Source organism: Aeromonas sp. ASNIH1 (assembly GCF_002934285.1).
GTDB classification, from domain to species: domain Bacteria; phylum Pseudomonadota; class Gammaproteobacteria; order Enterobacterales; family Aeromonadaceae; genus Aeromonas; species Aeromonas caviae.
Window position 1 is genome coordinate 4,510,745 of sequence record NZ_CP026228.1, and the last position, 15,904, is coordinate 4,526,648.

Sequence of the window (15,904 nt, forward strand, 5' to 3'; positions counted from 1 at the left end):
GTTTGAGGCCGGTGTCAGGTGATAACTAGATCTGTACATACCAATAGAGGCTTATGATCTCACATCAAGGACTTATTCGCTCTTTCCCTAACCTTCCCTTAATGTCAGGACACCAGTTGATAATACAAATTATTTTCTACTCAGCATCTTAAATATGTCTAGAGCCTTTGAACAGGTGTGATACAAATAAGGTTCCAAGATGCAAAGCCTTTCGAGCATTGCCTCTATTCTAAAAATTGCATCATCACTGATTGGCAGATATGCTAATTCTGTACACCATTGCCCTATATATTCAGCCCAGTCATTCTTATCCTCAAAGGCAGCTCCTGCGACTAAACCTAATGAAAGATAGTTTTCGGGCTCAGAGTCCACATCAATATAGTCCCGATATAGACGACTTAAAATCACTACCGACGCAGAAAGCTTTCTGCTTCTAGTCAGACAAGAAACTTGCGCTAACCCGTTCAGCACCTGATAGACTGAATCTTTATCGTTTACCGAGGATAACTTATGCTGTGCGCTTTCTAACAGCGAAACTGTATGTTCCAAATATTTTTCATCAATTTTCCAGAAAGGCGCTGAATTCATCAAAACTTTGAACGATGCTAATGAAACATTAGCGCCGACTTGCTTATCAAGCAAATTAAATATTTCTCTCGGCACATCAGCTGGAATAGAGTTACCTTCCAACGGTCCAGGTAAAAACGAATTCATATTGAGTCGAGAACCAGTCATAAGCTCTTCTTGCAGACATTCAGCGATCTCGAATTCACCAACTTCTTGACATACATTATATACCCGTCCATAAATCTCATTAATGAATTGATCTGCTGTCAAGTACGTTGGTAACCATCTTGGCTCCTCTAGTAGATCAATAAAATTTTGACAGTAAAAATAAAGCCCTCTCTGTTGAGCCGCCCATTGCTCTACTTTGTCAAAGGTAACATTTTCTTCCAGTGCAGCTTCAACAATTAAGGCTGACTGGGCAAGTGAAGCGAGACGCCGGTAGAATGGTGGCATACTGCGAAATATCTGAAGTCGCGCCAGTTCACCATCGACGAAAACAGCCATCGAGCAAAAAAGACGTAGATTTTCTAATGTTTTTACAGCCGACACACTCTCAAAAAGAGCTTTAAGAGTCGCATCTAATGAATTTGCGAATTTCAAAATACCGATTTCAAGGCAAGATATCAAAAGTATCGGATGACTGCTTTCAATTGCTCGCTTTGCTATTGACTGATACGAATCTTCGTCAACGAGCCTAGTTGAAATGACTTTTGATATTGACTTATGCATACAAAGCAATAAATTATTTTCAGTTACTCCACCTTCTATTCTACCTTCGAGGTACTGCTTGAGTTCATTATTACAGAACTCCTCAATGTTTTTACTCCCGCTGTACTTACCCACAAGCCGTTCATAATAACGGATTTCATTTGGGACCAGTGTTGAAACACTATTTGATGGTCCTTGAAACTCATTCTTTAACACACCTTTAATGTGGGCTGGTGATAAATCCAAATCAAGCAACAAGTCAGATACATCATCATCACTTACTGCCTCCATTGAGAGAACTGCTCTCCAGTACTCAAACTCCTCTTTCGAAAGGCAACTCTTCTTCGCTACTGTCTCAAATATACTTAACCGTCTGTCGATATCTCCCAAAAGCGGCCAAAAACTATTATTAAGTATCTGCACATCACCTTTGGTTAAAGAAAATGCTGAACTTTCTTCTGGAATATTTCGTAGAAACCAAACATTGCGATTAATATCCTCTAAGGAGGACTCTTCCTCGACATTGTCAAAAGTACTGCGAATAGCTTTAAAGAGAGCGGTTCTGGAAAATGCGACTTCTTTATCACCAAAACTAATCGTGACATCTGTTACTAGCTCTAGTTCTTCCAACAACTTACTATCAGATAATAGTTCCTCTCTCACCAAACTGGGGAATAAATTGAGAGTGTGCGAAACCATATAAGCTCGCACTGAATATGAGTTAGTCATAAACCTCTTCCTCCAGTATCGATTTCTGAGCGATACTTTTAACCTCCGACTTCATCGAATCAATTACAGTCTTAAAGCTCCACGGGTCATTATCCTTTAGCGGCCCCAAAACAAACTCATCCAACCATGCTTTGTAGCCTTTCTTTTGCTCGTCTGATAAAGACTCCGGCGGAATCAACACTGAATTCACTTTAATAACCTCGCCTAAATAGGCCATACCTTCATCCCCTCTTATTTTATGAGCTTGGGCCCACTCCCTATAACCCATAAGCTCATATAGCCAGCAGGAGCTAGCGCGACTTAGTTCAGGTGAGATATCGGCGGTCCACTGAGTTTTTATTGCTTTTGCAATAGTCTTCATCGTCTCATGTAGCCACTGGGCATCTCTTGGGAGCTGAACCAGACCACTAATCCTGATCAAAAACAGATTTTCTCTTATCATTCTTAGCTGTTTAGTTGGTTTAAACTCACCATCAGACATAACGGAGTGATTTAGGTGATATTCAAGCTCTTCACTGGAAATGCTAACAATCTCTAACCCAAACTCCCGAAGTAATGTTCTGAATTCAAGCTTCTGAGCTTTAGAAATAAGTCCTTTATGGTGTAGCGTCTCGATAAAGTCTAATGATGTATAGATTGGTACTGTTCTTTCATCAAATGCAATATTTCGATGCTTATTCATAAATCGATCATCTATCAAAGCTGCATCGCATATTTTTAGCGCCTCAAAAAGCTCTTCTGTTGGCTTGGCATAATTGTTCTCAGAAGCAGCTATTTGGTCTTTTTTTAAAGGTATTTCAGCGAGTGTAACTTTCCCAGATGTAAGCCCATTAAAAAACAACTTTCTTATACTTTCTATTTTCGAATCTGCCTGCTCGACAACTGAACCGTAGTTTATCAGCGTTCTATATCTATCACGCTCGCCCTTAAATACATACACTTCGAATCCGGCTTCGCTAAGTCTATCAAGCATATCAACGGTAATCAGGTAGGTAATTGACAGTGAATCGAGAAATAATCGTGCTCCACTGAACACTTCAAGATCGACAGGCCATTCTTTTTCGTGCTGGCTAAGATAATTTAAGGCTTTAACACACTGAAATTCAGTGATTACGGCTAGATCTTTGAGTTTTTTTATTAATTGGGAACATGAAGTAAGACTGTGATGAAATAAAGAAAGGTCAGCTTCCACCTCTCTAAAGGTGCCTCCTGCCTTATATACAGGGTAGGAACACACGACCACAGATTGCGACTCATTCGCAGGATTCTCACGCACCTCTTCTAGCATAAACGCAAGCTCTTCACCTACATCTAGTGCCAGCTCAGGATTATTAATTTTCTTAGGATGAAAAACGGAAATTTTGCCATCAGTAACAAGCCGCTCAAAATACTTTGCCTTTTCAATTTGGCTCGGCTGATGAAAAGCAACTTTCTGCTTCTCTTCAAAAAGCCATCGCATAAAAGAATGCGGGATAACTATTTTTTCAAAACAATCAAACAGATGGGTTAATATCCCAATATTTTCCATCACCAAAGCACTGGAAGCATCGACTACAATTGTATTACCAACAATGACCTGATCCAACCTTACACCATGAAATAGCGGAATTACATTTTTCCGCCTTATATCTTTAGCCTTTTTATTTTCAAATGGCTGGATCAGATAAAAATCAGACATTGTCTTATTCAATAGTTCCGCTACTGTAAAAATGGGTGCATCGCCATCTAAATAGGCTTTATAGACCCTCTCATTTTTCTCTCTAGCCTCGGACACCATCTCCCTTAGGTCTTCGAATGATGCCCTTCGCAATGGACCGTTGTCATTAGAGAGATCTATTGCCTTATTGAGCCATGCTGATGTTTCTTGATTGTCCTCCGTGCCCATTGTTGTAGCGATGAAGTATGATGATGCTAGCACTTGAGGATCATCCATATATTTTCCTGTACAGAAATCTAAAATTTGCCTTGCTCTCCGTGGAGAAATTGCTTTAGCTAACTGGGCAGCTTGTAAAAGGTCATTGGCCTTTAACTCATCCCGATTATTCCAGCAATCTTCCACAAAAATGCTAAGAGACTCCCAGTCACCACCAAATATAGCTAGATTGATCTCAAGAGTTTTAAGATCAGTCTGTTGCGACTTATACTGCTTCAATCGAACAATCTGTTCATGAGCACCGATTAAGTCTCCTTTTCTAAAAAGAGACCAAGCCCAATGGGCTTGCAGCCTCTCGCTTCTTTTTACAAGATCTATCTTATCTAATAAAAACTGATGAAGTTCAGCAAACCGCCCCAATAAACAGGCCGCATTACAGACTCTGATAGCATCAGTTTCCTGGCCTGTTCGGTAAAAAAGATCTCGGCAGTATGAGTAGTATTTACTACCTCGATTTGTCCTTTCTAACAAATTAACCAAATGAGCAAGATCACTTGTATCTTCACTTTGTTGATATTGACTTATAGCTAATGCAACTGGGTCAGCCCCCTTAACTGATTCGATGATATTTTGCAACTTTCTGACATCAGCATCTGACGCTCCAGAATTCCCGACCTTCTGTAAAAGCTGTTGTGCATCATCGACCAACCCTGACTTCGCTAATGCCTCTATCTCTAGCATACTAATTGCAATGGAATTAACGGCGGCTTCCATTTGAGTTCTGTGGCGGTTAATATAATCCACTGCTGCCGATATTGGCTGTTGTACCTGTGCCAATACAAATCTGGCTAAACCAAGAGTTGCATCATTCTCTGGACTTAGTGCTGTTTGTCTATTTACTTCCTTTTCTATCGCATCAAAATCGATTTCAATTCCAAAAGCAAATGCCAATGACAAATTCTCAAGTGTTTTCTGAGTGTAACTAACAAAGTAGCTCTCAAGTTCTGAAATTGCTTGTTCGTGTGTTTCACTGTTTCTAAGCTGTAACCACAACACATATTTATCTGATATATTAGCGACATCTTCAGCACCGAGGTGCCTTGCCTGACCTGAACAATATTTGAATAGTTCGACAGCTCTATTTCTAAGCGCTGTCGATTCAGAATCATCTGCAAGTGGAAACTTATCTGCTGCTAAAGGAATAAAAGCCAACACGCTCTCGCGGAGTTCAACCGCCTTAATTGCATTTACCAAGAATGCAAACGCAGAAATCTGCGCCAGTGCTGGTGAAATATAAAATGATGCGTCGCCTATCGCCTGCGCCGAATCTAAAGCCTTTTCCCATTGATGCTCTATCAACAATGTAGAAACCAAAAAGACTTTGCCATCATTGTCTAAATCTTGAGAGCTTAATCCTGCACTTTCTAACCAGAGCAAAGCAGCGTCGTTTCCTTCTACTATTTTTTTAATCATAAAAAAGGCAGAATAATTTGAAGCCCCCCCTGCAAGCAAACCAGACGCCGCATCTACTCTGTTCAATTCAATAGCATCGATAAAGGCCTGTGCTATCGCAGCCTCCTCCGTTTGACACAATTTTTTAGAACATGATAGCCATTTTTTCGCTAGCTGAGCCCTTTCTCCTACACATAAGTATCTTGCAATTAGCGCTAGCGCCCTAGCTTTTACTTGAGGGGTGCCGCCGGACAGCTCTCCATCAATAATGCTTTCTGCTAAAGCAATCGATTTCTCTTTCTTAGGAAAAGAACCGAAAAATCTCAGCAAGGTAATTTCGTGGGCAAGTTTTTCTATTCTTTCGTCTTGAAGATGCTGAGCGGTAAATCCGGCCCCCCTCATCTGATCAACTATCAAATCCGCTGTTTGTTTTGGATGATTTTTAACGGTTTCCAGTAGCTTTTTTTCACTTTCCTGGCGCATTGATTTAATTTGAAGCCACACTTCAATAAAATAAATAAAAATACTTAGACCAATTAACACCCACCCGGTTATAAACATTGGAGTTGATATTGGTCCACTATATTCTGGGAAGAATTTTTGGTTACTCAAAAGCCAATTTAAAATATCTAGCCATAAAGGAGTGTTGAGAATGCCTACTCCTGCCAACAACAACGGTACACTTAGTGCTTTCGCTAATGAAGGTCTATATAGTGCAACTAAAAATTTTATGTTTTTTCGCACAACATCCCAATCAATATTCATGTTGTTCTAAACCCTCTCTGAAGGTGGAGTTTCCTTATCAAATGGCTTGGATATCTGCGCCGTTTCGGTATTGGTTGGTAGCGTCACCTCTTTTGGTGGGCTCTTCTCTTATCAACTCGGTCATCTGTATGCCCATCTACCGCACAGAGAAGTAATCTCGTAGAGCTCATATTCCATGGCGCCATCGCAGATGGTTATTCCACTGCTGCATGTAGTGAATTCGTAGCATGGTGTCGAGTGGATAGGAACGGCTGCCGTTGTCAGCTTTCGGGTAGACCGGTTCAATGACACTGAGCATTCTGGCCCATGGGAGCAAAGCGTCCATGCGGGCTAGGAATGTCTCTTTGCGGGTTTTGCGGCGTTTACCATTGAACTTGCTATCCGCGAAAGTAAACTGTTGGACCATGCTGAACCTCATCCCTGATACCAAGTGAGACTGATAGTCTCACACCAGAGACTTGTTCGCACCTTCCCCAACACGGCTGAAAGATCAAAATGCGATCATTTTTATAATTTAATGACTCTCAGTCCACGGAATAATAAAAAGGCCCTGCTGTTGCAGGGCCTTTGAGTTTCCAACTTGAATGGTCGGTTTCCAACTTCAATGTCACGGTTTCCAACTTAAATGGCCGTGATCAGGCGCCGCGATTACTTGGCGTAATCCTCGGTCGGCACGCAGGAGCAGAACAGATTGCGATCGCCATAGACGTCGTCGATGCGGTTGACCGACGGCCACAGCTTGCTGGCGCGCACCGCGTCGGACGGGAAGACCGCCTCGGCGCGGCTGTAGCCACGGTTCCACTCTGCATCCATCACGTCGTCCTGGGTGTGCGGCGCATGGACCAGGGGGTTGTCGGCGAGACTCCAGTGGCCGTCCTGCACCCGGGCAATCTCGGCGCGGATGGCGGTCATGGCTTCCACGAAGCGATCCAGCTCGCGCTTGGATTCGGATTCGGTCGGCTCGACCATCAGGGTGCCCGCTACCGGGAAGCTCATGGTCGGCGCGTGGAAGCCGTAGTCCATCAGGCGCTTGGCCACGTCCATCTCGCTGATGCCACTGGCTTCTTTGAGCGGGCGGATGTCCAGGATGCACTCGTGGGCCACCCGGCCGTTGCGACCTGTATAGAGCACGGGGAAGGACTCGCCGAGCTTCTTGGCCAGGTAGTTGGCGTTGAGGATGGCGACCTGGGTGGATTTCTTGAGCCCCTCGTCCCCCAGCATGGCGATGTACATCCAGCTGATGGGCAAAATGCTGGCCGAACCGAACGGGGCGGCAGACACGGCGCCGTTGTCACGGCTCTCCTTGTCGGTCTTGACCACGGCGTGACCGGCTACAAACGGTGCCAGGTGTTTCTTCACACCGATGGGGCCCATGCCCGGACCGCCACCGCCATGAGGAATGGCGAAGGTCTTGTGCAGGTTGAGGTGAGAGACGTCCGCGCCGATAAAGCCTGGTGCCGTCAGCCCGACCTGCGCGTTCATGTTGGCGCCGTCGAGGTACACCTGACCACCATACTGGTGAACGATGTCGCACACCTCCTTGATGGTCTCCTCGTACACCCCGTGGGTGGAGGGGTAGGTCACCATCAGGCAGGAGAGCTGGTCTCCGACCTCGGCGGCCTTGGCGCGCAGGTCGTCCAGATCCACGTTGCCTGCCTTGTCACAGGCGGTGACGATGACCTTGAGGCCCGCCATCTGGGCGGAGGCCGGGTTGGTGCCGTGGGCAGAGGCCGGGATGAGGCAGACATCGCGATGCCCCTCGCCGCGAGACTCGTGGTACTTCTTGATGGCCAAGAGGCCCGCGTATTCGCCCTGAGCGCCGGAGTTGGGCTGCATGCAGACCGCATCGTAGCCTGTCACCTTCACCAGCCAGTCTTCCAGATCTGCCAGCAGCAGCTGGTAGCCCTGGGTCTGCTTGAGCGGCGCGAAGGGGTGCAGCTTGCCGAATTCAGGCCAGGTCACCGGGATCATCTCGGCGGTGGCGTTGAGCTTCATGGTGCAGGAGCCGAGAGAAATCATGGCGTAGTTCAGGGCCAGATCTTTCGCTTCGAGACGGTGGATGTAGCGCAGCATCTCGGTCTCGGAGTGGTACTTGTTGAATACCTCGTGGGTCAGCACGGCGTCGGTGCGCAGCAGATCCTGCGGAATGGCGTGATGAGTCTGGGCGGCCTGGTCGAGGGCCTCCACATCGAGGCCGTGACCCGCCCCAAGGAACAGGTCGAACAGCTCGGCTACATCGCCTCGGGTGGTGGTTTCAGAGAGGGACACACCGACTGCACCATCGAGATCCGCACGCAGGTTGATGCCGAGCCCTTCGGCCTTGGCAATGAGTGCAGCCTTGTCCGACGTCAGTACTGTGAGGGTATCGAACCAGCTTCCGTGCTTGAGGGCCACGCCCTTGGCGGTGAGGCCGAGCGCCAGGATGGTGGTCAGACGGTGCACGCGGGAGGCGATGGTTTTCAGCCCCACCGGCCCGTGGTAGACGGCGTAGAAGCTCGCCATGTTGGCCAGCAGCACCTGGGCGGTACAGATGTTGGAGTTGGCCTTCTCGCGGCGGATGTGCTGCTCGCGGGTCTGCATGGCCATGCGCAGGGCGCTCTTGCCACGGGCATCCTTGGAAACGCCGATGATGCGACCCGGCATGGAGCGCTTGTAGGCATCGCGGGTGGCGAAGAAGGCGGCGTGGGGGCCACCGTAACCCATGGGCACACCGAAGCGCTGGGCACTGCCGAACACCACGTCGGCACCCAGTTCACCCGGGGATTTGAGCAGCAGCAGGGAGAGCATGTCGGTCCCGACGCAGGCCAGCCCCTTCTGGGCCTGGACGGCGGCAATGAGGGAACGCAGATCGGTCACATTGCCGGTGGTGCCCGGGTACTGGAACATGGCACCGAACACCTCTTCGCTCACGGCCTCGCTCGCAGGGCCGACCACCACATCGAAACCGAAGTGGACCGCGCGCTCCTTGACCACGTCGATCACCTGGGGGTGAACGTCGTCGGCCACGAAGAAGAGGTTGGATTTGGATTTGGCCATGCGCTTGGCCAGCGCCATGGCTTCGGCGGCGGCGGTGGCTTCATCGAGCAGGGAGGCGCTCGCCAGATCCATGCCGGTGAGATCCAGGGTGAGCTGCTGGAAGTTGAGCAGGGCTTCGAGACGGCCCTGGGCCAGCTCGGGCTGATAGGGGGTGTAGGCGGTGTACCAGCCCGGGTTTTCCAGCACGTTGCGCAGGATGACGTGGGGCACGTGGGTGTCGTGGTAGCCCATGCCGATGTAGCTCTTGGCGATCTGGTTCTTGGCCGCATAGCCCTTGAGCTTGGCCAGGGCCTCCACTTCGGTCATGGGGGCGCCGATACCAAGCGGCCCCGGACGACGGATGGCGGCGGGGACCGTCTGCTCAATCAGATCGTCCAGGCTCTCGGCACCCACGGTGGCGAGCAGGGCCCGCAGTTCTTCCTCACCCGGGCCGATATGACGGCGGATGAAATCGGTTTTTTGCTCGAGTTCAAACAGTGACTGGGTCATTTCCCTATTTCCTGGTAATAGGTCCTGGCATGACATCCTGATAACCAAGACCTGATGTTCCTGTAGCCGGTCGATACCGGCTCCACTCATGTTCTGTGTCCGCCGCGGGCAGACGGGGAATGCGGCAAGGGCATCCCGAAGGCGCAAAGGCTGCGCCCATCCTGCAACCGCCATGGCCGCAGGATGGCAGTCATACAAGTGGGCCCTGCTGTGTTGGCAGGGCCCGGGGGCATTACTCTTCGTCCACCACGTTCTGGTAGCCTTCGGCATCCAGCAGGTTGGCGAGCTCGCCCGCGTCGTCCAGCTTGATGCGGAACAGCCAGCCGGCGCCGTAGGGGTCGGAGTTGACCAGCTCGGGGCTGCCTTCCAGCTCTTCGTTGACGGCCAGGATCTCGCCGCTCACCGGGCTGTAGATGTCGGAGGCAGCCTTGACGGACTCCGCCACGGCGCAATCTTCACCGGCGCTCACCTGCTTGCCCACTTCCGGCAGATCGACGAACACCATGTCCCCCAGCAGATCCTGGGCGTGCTCGGTGATGCCGACCACGGCTTCGCCGTTGGCTTCAACACGGACCCACTCGTGGGAGGTGGCATATTTCAGTTCGCTCGGGATATGGCTCATTTGTGCTTCCTTTATGCTCTTGGATCGCTTCAACAAAAATGGGGCGGCGAAGGTCAACCCTCACCGCAATCAATGATTACACCAACGGCTGGCCGTTGCGCACGAAGGCCGGCTTGGTGACTTTCACGGTGACCTGCTTCTTGCGGATCTCCACCTGGGCCTGTTCGCCGATATCGCGGGGCACCCGCGCCAGGGCAATGCTGTAACCCAGGGTGGGCGAGAAGGAGCCGGAGGTGATCACCCCTTCCCGTGTTTCGCCGCTCTCGCTGGTGAAGGTGACCGGCATGCCGGCACGCAGCACGCCCTTTTCTTCCATCACCAGACCCACCAGCTTGGGCTGGTTGCCGGCGGCCTTCTGGGCTTCCAGGGCGGCGCGGCCGATGAATTGGCGGGAGGCAGGCTCCCAGGCCAGGGTCCAGGCCATGTTGGCGGCAAGCGGAGAGATTGACTCGTCCATGTCCTGACCGTAGAGGTTCATGCCCGCTTCCAGGCGCAGGGTATCACGGGCACCCAGGCCACAAGGGGCCACGCCGTTGTCCAGCAGGGCCTGCCACAGATCGCACGCCTTCTCTTGGGGGACCACGATCTCGTAGCCATCTTCGCCGGTGTAGCCGGTGGTGGCGATGAAGAGATCCCCGGCCTGCACACCGAAGAAGGGCTTCATGCCCTCGACCGCCGCATTCTGCTCGGGGGTGAACACCTTGGCCGCCTTGGCCTTGGCGTGGGGGCCCTGCACCGCGATCATGGCAAGCTCGGGGCGCTCGGTCACGCTCACGGCAAAGTCGATGGCGTGATGGCGGATCCAGGCCAGATCCTTCTCGCGGGTGGCGGAGTTCACCACCAGGCGGTAGAAGGTATCGGTCAGGAAGTAGGTGATGAGGTCATCGATGACGCCGCCTTCCGGATTGAGCATGCCGCTGTAGAGGGCCTTGCCGGGGACGGTGAGTTTGGCCACGTCGTTGGCCAGCAGGTGTTGCAGGAAGGCTTTGACCCGCTCGCCGGTCAAATCGACGATGGTCATGTGGGAGACATCGAACATGCCTGCATCGGTGCGCACCACATGGTGCTCTTCCAACTGGGAACCGTAGTTGATGGGCATCTCCCAACCGTGGAAGTCCACCATCTTGGCACCCGCTTCCAGGTGTTTCGGATGCAATACAGTAGTCTGGATCATCGCTGTGTTTCCTTAAGCGTTCGCGACAACACTCGCAATCCGCCCCGGCTCGTCGGGAACTACGGACCACAAGCTCTGTGCTCGTTCCCGCCCGGGCGGGCAGGAGTGATTCCTTGAACGGAGCGGATTATATGACAAGCGTGCCGGGGCACCGCTCAAAAAAAACTAATCCTCACCCAACTCACTGACACCAGACACTAAGGCAAAAACAGTGATAAAAACAGCCAAAACCGCGCCACTGCGGGATTTAATGTTGATTTTTACCGTCCCGTCACAATTTACAGAAAAACGTTTCGCTTCTCGCCAACATTAAAGGCTGACACCCCGAAGGGGCATCTCGCCCTGTCAGATTAGTTTTTTTGTTAAAACCCCGGGGTAATATTAGATTTTTTCACCTTTGGCCAGGGTGGGCAGCTCCCCATCCAGCCCCATGGCGGCCCGGATCATGCCCTGCTTGAGGGGACCAAGACCGTCGACGGCGCGAAGCCCCACCCCGCGCACCAGCTTCTTGAGGGGGTTGCTGCCCGCAAACAGTCGCTTGAGCCCCTCCATGGCCGCCAGCATGCGCGCCGCCTCGCTCTTGCGCCAGCGCTCATAGCCCCGCAGGTTGGCGAGCAGGCCGATGTCCGCGCCCTTGCCGTGATGAATGAGGATCTGCTCCGCCAGGGCGGCGGCATCCAGCAAGCCCAGATTCACCCCCTGCCCCGCCAGCGGGTGGATGGTGTGGGCCGCATCCCCCACCAGCACCAGCCGCTCGCGGGCAAAGTCGCGGGCGTAGCGGGCGGTCAGCGGAATGGCGCTGCGAGCCCCCTCCACCTTGCACAGCCCGAGGCGCCCATCAAAGGCGGCGGTGAGCTGGCGGTTGAAGCCGTCGTCATCCAGGGCGCAGAGCGCCTCGGCGCGGGCCGCGGGCACAGACCACACGATGGAGCAGAGGTCGGGCTGCCACAGGGGCAGGAAGGCGAGCGGCCCCTGGGGGGTGAAGATCTGGCGCGCCACCGCCTCATGGGGTTCGGCACAACGCACCGTCGCCACCAGGGCGTGATGACCGTAATCCCAGCTGGTGAGGGGAATATCTGCCTGACGGCGCACCCAGGAGTGGGCGCCGTCGGCGGCCACCACCAGCTTGGCCGAGAGGGCCTGGCCATCTTCCAGCAGCAGCAGGGCGCCCGCTGGCCCGCACTGCAGGCTGGTGGCCCGGGCCGGGGTCAGCATCTGGATATTGCTGGCCCCCGCGATGGCGTCCAGCAGCGCAAGCTGGATCACCCGGTTCTCGACGATGTGGCCAAGGGCCCCCTGACGCAGGCTGGCAGCATCGAAATCGATGTGGCCGAAACTGTCCTGCTCCCACACCTGCATCTTCTCGTAGGGCTGCAGGCGGCGCGCCACTATGCCGTCCCAGGCGCCGACCCCTTGCAGGATGTGCTGACTCGCGAGGCTCAGGGCACTGACCCTGTTGTCCGGCGTCTCACCGAGCGTTGCATCGGGCAGCCGGCCTTCCACGATGGCCACCTTGATCGCCCGGTTCTTGAGGGCGGCAGCGAGCCCCAGGCCCACCATGCCCCCCCCACGATCACCACATCCACATCTTGCATCTGCATTCTCTTGTGTCCTTTCCGGGCGAGTCGCCAGGATCTGCGAGGCGACGCCCACAGGCGTGCCTCTTGCTCGAAATCGTCTTTGCCGCCGGGGCGACAGCGCTTATTGGCCGCACACCTCGTCCACGAATCCCAGGGTGCGGGAGGCGAGCGGTGCCTTGAGCCAGGGCACTCTGCCCATCAGGGAGAGCGCCAGATTGCGGCCCACCACCAGGGGAGCGTGATGGTTTGAGAAGAGCTGGGCCAGGGAGGACGTGAGCCAGACGGTCTGGGCCTGATCGTCCCGCCGCTGCTGCCAGTAGCCGCTTAGCACCTCAAAGCCGCCGATGTCTTCCCCCGCCGCGAGCGCACGGGCCAGGGTCCGGGTCAGCACGTCCAGATCCCGCATGCCGAGGTTGAACCCCTGACCGGCGATGGGATGCAGCAGGTGAGCGGCGTTGCCCACCAGCACGGTACGCTGGGCCAGGGGATAGTCGGCCACCGTCAGCACCAGGGGGTAGAGGTTGCGCGCCCCTGTGCGCACGAAGCGCCCGAGTCGCCAGCCAAAGGCCTGCTGCAGACGGGCGAGAAAGGCGGCATCATCCAGCGCCATCAGGGCCTGTGCCTCGTCCCGCGGGACGCTCCACACCAGGGAGGATAGGCCGTCCTGCATGGGCAGCAGGGCCAGCGGCCCTCCGTCGGTGAAGCGCTCGAAGGCCCGTCCGGCGGGATCCTCGGCGGTCTTGACGGTGGCGATGATGGCGCTCTGACCATAATCGTGGCGACTGACCGGCATCTTGAAATGCTGGCGCACGAAGGAGTGGCCCCCGTCGGCCGCCACCAGCAGCCGGGTGCGGTAGCGCGCGCCCCCCTCCAGGGCGAGCGTCACTCCCCCCTCGTCGGGGTCAATGGCCTCAAGCCTGGCCGGGCACAACATACGGATCTGCGGGCAGGCGGCGATCGCCTCTTGCAGCACGATGCCCGCCGCCGACAGCTCGATCACCTGACCGAGGGCGGGCAGGCCATACTCCGCCGCCGACAGCCGGGTCTGGCCGCAGTGGCCCCGATCCGACACATGGATATGGGTGATGGGGGAGCAGCGGGGCGCCAGGTGCGGCCAGAGGCCGTGACGGGCCAGCGCCTCGCAGGTACCGGCGGAAAGCGCGATGGCACGGGCATCGAAACCGGGATGAGCATTGAGCTCGGGCGCACTCGCCTCCAGCAGCAGGATCTGCAGGAGGGCACCATCCTGTCCTTTCAGGGCGGCAAGGGAGAGTGCCAGCACGGCACCGCTCATACCACCGCCGACGATAGCCACGTCGACGTGAACCAGATCAGTTTGAGACATGAGAAGAGGGCATAGGCGAAAAAACGTGGGCCAATCCTACCACAAAGGTGGCGGACGGGATGCGAAGCCACGGGCAAAAAACCGCTTTGGCACCATGGGTTAGCAGAGTACCTCCCCTGCTCTCACCCCTTGTAAAACAGAAAGAGCGCCGTGATGCGCTCTTTCATTGACCCGCTGGGCGGGCAGATCAGTGCAGGGTCGGCGGCGTGCTCGGCGCGGCCGGGCGCTTGCCAAACTCCTCGAACGCCATCATGACTCCGAGGCGCACGTGTTCGTAGAGCACCAGGAAGGAGGCTTCGTTCTCTTCATCTTCCTGATCGAACTCGGCAGAGACCTGGGTGATGCTGGCGATGTCCTGAATCATCTCCTGCAGCTCTTCGGATGCCTTGGAGAGCTCCTGTTGGACCACGCCAAAGCCGGCCAGGAAGGCCTGGGACCAGTCCACCAGCGAGTCGATGCGCTCATCGAGCGGCGCCTCGTCGCTTGGCAGCAGCAGCTCGACGCCCTTTTGTGCCATCAGGCTCTCGATCACCTCGTGATAGAGGTCGGTCATCACCTGGCGCACCGGTGCCGGCAGACCGAAACCGTCGTTGATCAGATCATTGAAATGGGGCTGCCAGCTTTTGTCGTCCAGGGCCACGCCACCGCACACCAGGCCGCAGATCACACCATGGGCCTCGACGGCCGTCGCCATGAGGTCGTGCTGTGCCATCAGGTCCGCCACGGCGGCGTATTTCAGGGGGTTTGTTTTGCTCATCTAGGATCCGCTCAAAGTTCAGGCAAATATGCAGAATTTATGGCCGAGATCCTAGCATTCTCCCCCTGCCAGAGCCAGCAAGGCCTTGAAACTTCTGCATCTGCGCTATATAGTCCCGCCCAGTTGTCCACGTGGATAAAGGCGGAAATCAGCCCCGCCGTATTGAGGAAGGCATGAGCATAGAGGCCGTAGAAATCGTCATTCTGGGACGTCCCTACAAGGTGTCCTGTCCCTTGGGACAACAAGATGCCCTGCGCCAGGCCGCCGACCAGCTGACCGACAAGCTCATCGAGCTTCGTCAACGTTCCAAGGTCTCCAGCAACGAACAGCTGGCCGTCATGGCAGCGCTCAATTTCTGTCACGAGCTCTGCCTTGAAAAAGAGAAAAACCACCAATACTCTGAGACCATGGACAAGCGGATCAAGATGCTGCAACGCACCATCGAAGCCGCCTTGATCGAGCACGGACAATACGGTGAATCCAGCGAAGAGGCGCAACGGCCCTAATCGCACCGAGTTTTGAAATTCCCTGGAGTGTTTGTCAGCCGGTTCAAGTCCCCGAGCCGATATTCATACCAAACAGGGGGTCTGCCTTCTGGCTATTGAGCATGCTCGGCCCGACCGAGAAGCCTGCGGCCAGATTAGATCTCCGCCTTGAACCGACGGTTCAAGGGCCCAAACCGGCAACGGCATCTCCGGGGTACCTACCCAAAAAAGCCCGTCATCATGACGGGCTTTTTCTTTGCCTGCGCGGCAACCCCCTTCCACTCCCCTGCGGCGTCTCGCCACCCGGCAGGAGGCAGTAAAA

Annotated in this window: 8 protein-coding genes, 1 other RNA gene and 2 pseudogenes; 2 read left to right on the forward strand and 9 right to left on the reverse strand. The window is 54.0% G+C overall.

The annotated features are described in order from the left end of the window. Positions 1-129: 129 nt before the first annotated feature. The 9 genes and pseudogenes from C2U37_RS24770 to C2U37_RS21870 all read right to left on the reverse strand — a co-directional run bounded on the left by C2U37_RS24770 (position 130) and on the right by C2U37_RS21870 (position 15,097). Positions 130-2,004, reverse strand: a complete 1,875-nt coding sequence (locus C2U37_RS24770; RefSeq protein ID WP_143239023.1) for a hypothetical protein — start codon at positions 2,002-2,004, stop codon at positions 130-132. Then, a complete protein-coding gene (locus tag C2U37_RS24775) occupies positions 1,997-6,094 on the reverse strand; it encodes a tetratricopeptide repeat protein (protein WP_158656299.1) in 4,098 nt (1,365 codons plus the stop codon). Before C2U37_RS24775 ends, C2U37_RS24770 begins: the two co-directional genes overlap by 8 nt. A 144-nt stretch (positions 6,095-6,238) precedes the next feature. After that, positions 6,239-6,500: pseudogene (locus tag C2U37_RS21840) on the reverse strand (transposase); the annotation flags it as partial. 242 nt (positions 6,501-6,742) lie between these two features. After that, complete coding sequence (gcvP, locus tag C2U37_RS21845; protein ID WP_042864002.1) at positions 6,743-9,619, reverse strand: aminomethyl-transferring glycine dehydrogenase; 2,877 nt, start codon at positions 9,617-9,619, stop codon at positions 6,743-6,745. Positions 9,620-9,851: 232 nt separating this feature from the next. Then, positions 9,852-10,241, reverse strand: a complete 390-nt coding sequence (gcvH, locus tag C2U37_RS21850) for a glycine cleavage system protein GcvH (protein WP_010675081.1) — start codon at positions 10,239-10,241, stop codon at positions 9,852-9,854. A 76-nt stretch (positions 10,242-10,317) separates the two neighbouring features. Continuing rightward, positions 10,318-11,415, reverse strand: coding sequence for a glycine cleavage system aminomethyltransferase GcvT (gene gcvT / locus C2U37_RS21855; RefSeq protein ID WP_010675082.1), 1,098 nt, complete (start codon positions 11,413-11,415; stop codon positions 10,318-10,320). Positions 11,416-11,796: 381 nt separating this feature from the next. Then, a pseudogene (locus tag C2U37_RS21860) lies at positions 11,797-13,016 on the reverse strand (FAD-dependent 2-octaprenylphenol hydroxylase). A 100-nt stretch (positions 13,017-13,116) separates the two neighbouring features. Further along, positions 13,117-14,340: a 2-octaprenyl-6-methoxyphenyl hydroxylase gene (ubiH, locus tag C2U37_RS21865; protein WP_104453045.1), complete on the reverse strand. Its 1,224-nt coding sequence runs from the start codon at positions 14,338-14,340 to the stop codon at positions 13,117-13,119. A gap of 187 nt (positions 14,341-14,527) precedes the next feature. Further along, positions 14,528-15,097 carry a UPF0149 family protein gene (locus C2U37_RS21870; RefSeq protein ID WP_042864005.1) on the reverse strand — a complete coding sequence of 190 codons (570 nt, stop codon included), beginning with the start codon at positions 15,095-15,097 and terminating at the stop codon, positions 14,528-14,530. 173 nt (positions 15,098-15,270) lie between these two features. On the opposite strand from C2U37_RS21870, the gene zapA reads away from it, so the two are divergent. Both zapA and ssrS read left to right on the forward strand, forming a co-directional pair. Then, on the forward strand, positions 15,271-15,603 hold the full coding sequence (zapA, locus tag C2U37_RS21875) for a cell division protein ZapA (RefSeq protein ID WP_158656301.1): 333 nt from the start codon (positions 15,271-15,273) through the stop codon (positions 15,601-15,603). Positions 15,604-15,619: 16 nt separating this feature from the next. Further along, positions 15,620-15,802: non-coding RNA, 6S RNA (gene ssrS / locus C2U37_RS21880), on the forward strand. The last annotated feature ends 102 nt before the right edge of the window (positions 15,803-15,904 follow it).